Below are 2,799 nucleotides of genomic sequence, written 5' to 3' on the forward strand. Positions count from 1 at the left end.
TTGAAAATGTGTTGAAAAACGGAGTGCGAAAATCGAATAGGACCGGTACCGACACTATTTCCAGTTTTTCTGAATTCTACAAGGTGGATTTGTCGGAAGGTTTCCCGCTGCTTACCACCAAGAAAGTATATTTTCGATCGGTCATTTTAGAATTGCTTTGGTACTTGCGGGGAGAAGATCATATCCGGTGGCTGCGCGACGAGAAGGATTGTCATATATGGGACGCCTGGGCCGATGAGGACGGTCATGTGGGGCCTATCTACCCGGTGCTGTGGCGGCGATTCCCGTATCACGACGAGGAGGAAATTCGTTTTGAAGGGGATGCCTCTCACATCTGCAAGACGGTATTGATTAACAAGGAATTTGACCAGGTGCAGCGGGCAATCGATATGCTGAAGGAGAACCCGCACAGCCGGCGTATTGTTGTGAGTGCCTGGCATCCGGGGCTCCTCAAGCAGATGGCGCTGCCCCCTTGTCACCTGATGTATATCTTTAATGTTGCCAACGGCAAGTTAAATTGTCATCTGACGCAGCGATCCGGGGATATTGCGCTGGGTATTCCCTTTAACCTGGCGTGTTATTCTGCACTCACGATGGCCATTGCCAATGAGGTGGGACTTGAATACGGCACTTTTGCTCATACGATCGTTGATGCGCATATTTATGAAAATCATGTGGAAGGTCTCAAAGAGCAGCTGAGCCGAGAGCCGAGAGCGCTGCCCCAGTTGAAGATCGCGGATAAACCGGTGGATGATCTGGAATTTGAGGACTTTTCCCTTGAAAACTATGATCCGCATCCATCTATAAAGTTTGAGGTTGCCGTATGACCCTTGCCGCCATCGTTGCCCATGATCCGAACCTGGTTATCGGCCGTAACGGCGAGCTGCCCTGGCACTATTCCGAAGACCTGAAATATTTCAAAAGCGTGACCATGGGACATCCCATGATTATGGGACGCGTTGTGTTTGAAGAGCTCAATGAAAAACCGCTGCCCGGCCGCGAAAATATTGTCTTGAGCCGGTCGAAGAACTACAGTCATGTGCCCGTTTTTTCCTCCATCGAAGCGGCCCTGCAGCACGTCAAGGATGAAGAGCTGGTGTTTGTGATTGGCGGGGCCCGGGTTTACGAGCAGCTGCTGCCCGAGGTGGACAAGCTGTTTGTCACTGAGATTCATCAGTCGTTCGAAGGGGATACGTACTTCCCGGAATACCGGCATGAAATCGGGTCAACCTGGAAGGAGATCAAAAGGGAGGGAGGGCCCGAACTGAGTTTTGTGGTTTATCAACGGATCAGGAAGGAGAAACCGTAAACAACCAATAAACCCAGTATTCGAAAGCGCTAAATGGGTTACGGGCCCGCAGCTGTTTTTCGTCCCCCTGCTCGCTCCCGAAGGTTCGTGATGGCATGAGTAAGACGAAGCCCGACAAGATGAGACATCCGCTCCCCGTTCAACGAAAGAGTCGAGATGCGACGCAGTACACGAACAAGAACCATGGCCGGGTATTCAGGCTTAGCCCGTGCCGGTTAAGGTGTCATTTGTTTTTGACAGGATATCCTCGAGAATCATATAGAGGCAGGGCACGATCACCAGAATGATGGAAGTGGCAAATACAATGCCGAAGCCGAGGGAGATCGCCATCGGTATCAGGTGATAGGCCTGTCGCGACGTTTCCAGGATGATCGGGGTCAGTCCCCCGAAGGTCGTCAGGGTCGTCAGCATGATGGGCCGGAAGCGACGGAGTCCCGCTTCATGAATGGCTTCGAAAACGGAAAGATCGGCGCGTTTTTTATTGGCATAGTCGATCATGATCAGCGAGTCGTTCAGGACCACTCCCGACAGCGCGATTACCCCCATCAAGCTGACCAGCGACAGGTCGTATCCCAGCAGGATATGACCGATGACCGCTCCCACAATGCCGAAAGGAATGGCTCCCATAACGATTAAAGGTTGAACGTAACTGCCGAAAGCAATGGCAAGCAGGGCGTAGATGACCAGCATGGCCATGGTAAATCCGCCCCACAGCGCCTGGGTGGATTCTCTCATTTCGGCCTGGCTTCCTTCAAAGCTCCATGTTATCCCCGGAAAGTCGTTTCTCAACTCCGGCAGAACCTCTTCCTGTATGGAGGCGAGGACCCGCGTCACCGCATTGGCGGGTTCGGCGTCCATACCGACTGTAACGACCCGGCGGCCGTCCCGCCTGTTGATGCTCGTGAAGGCTTCACTCTCCTGGACACTTACGACATCCATCAGGGGCACTTCCGTTCCTCCGGGGGTTTGAATGACCAGATCCTGCAGGTGATGCATATCCTTGCGCTGCTGGCGGGGCAGCTTTACGCGGACCTCTATCTCGTTGGTGCCCCGCAGCTGACGCATGGCAAGCGCCCCATAGAAGGCGTTGCGAACCTGCTCGCCCACATACGAAGAGGTTAATCCGAGTTTTCGTCCCTCCGGAAGAAGCTTGAAATCGAACTGGGCCTTCCCCCTGTTGTAATTGTCGTTCACATCACGGGTGGCATCAAAGGATTCGACCCGCTCCAAAAAAGCCTGGCTGGCTTCTTCCAGCACATCGATATCGGAGTGACTCAGGTCGACGCTGATATCCTGCTGGTAGCCGGCCGGACCTCTTTCGGCTTCAAACGTAATCTGGTCAACTCCTTCAATATCACCAATCTCGTCCCGCCAGAGTTCGATTACCTCCTGGGCTGTCATGTCCCGCTCGCCGGGGGGTTTCATAACAATTTCCACGTCGATAAAACTCTGTCCCCGCACATTCGTCTTAATACCGTCGGCCACGCGGT

4 protein-coding genes are annotated in these 2,799 nt (G+C 53.3%); 2 read left to right on the forward strand and 2 right to left on the reverse strand.

Annotated features, from left to right (window positions below; all coding sequences use genetic code 11):
- Positions 1–8 precede the first annotated feature (8 nt).
- A complete protein-coding gene (thyA, locus tag ACESLU_RS13790) occupies positions 9–827 on the forward strand; it encodes a thymidylate synthase (RefSeq protein WP_372639211.1) in 819 nt (272 codons plus the stop codon).
- The gene (locus ACESLU_RS13795) at positions 824–1,309 is read left to right on the forward strand and encodes a dihydrofolate reductase (RefSeq protein WP_372639208.1); all 486 of its coding nucleotides are present in this window, start codon (positions 824–826) and stop codon (positions 1,307–1,309) included. Before thyA ends, ACESLU_RS13795 begins: the two co-directional genes overlap by 4 nt.
- 38 nt (positions 1,310–1,347) lie before the next feature.
- Here the strand turns inward: ACESLU_RS13795 and ACESLU_RS13800 are convergent, their stop codons facing one another.
- Together ACESLU_RS13800 and ACESLU_RS13805 are read right to left on the reverse strand one after the other, a co-directional pair.
- Entirely contained in the window at positions 1,348–1,494 is a 147-nt protein-coding gene (locus ACESLU_RS13800) for a hypothetical protein (RefSeq protein ID WP_372639209.1), read from the reverse strand.
- Between the two features lie 16 nt (positions 1,495–1,510).
- Positions 1,511–2,799: efflux RND transporter permease subunit (locus ACESLU_RS13805; RefSeq protein ID WP_372639210.1), on the reverse strand; the 1,289-nt coding region annotated here is incomplete at its 5' end.

This window comes from Fodinibius sp. (assembly GCF_041642155.1).
Taxonomy (GTDB): Bacteria; Bacteroidota; Rhodothermia; order Balneolales; family Balneolaceae; genus Fodinibius.

What these genes read in the sequence shown, in the direction of transcription:
- ACESLU_RS13795 (WP_372639208.1), top strand. Translation starts at nt 824, where the DNA reads ATGACCCTTGCCGCCATCGTTGCCCATGATCCGAACCTGGTTATCGGC.
- ACESLU_RS13800 (WP_372639209.1), bottom strand. Translation starts at nt 1,494, where the DNA reads ATGGTTCTTGTTCGTGTACTGCGTCGCATCTCGACTCTTTCGTTGAAC.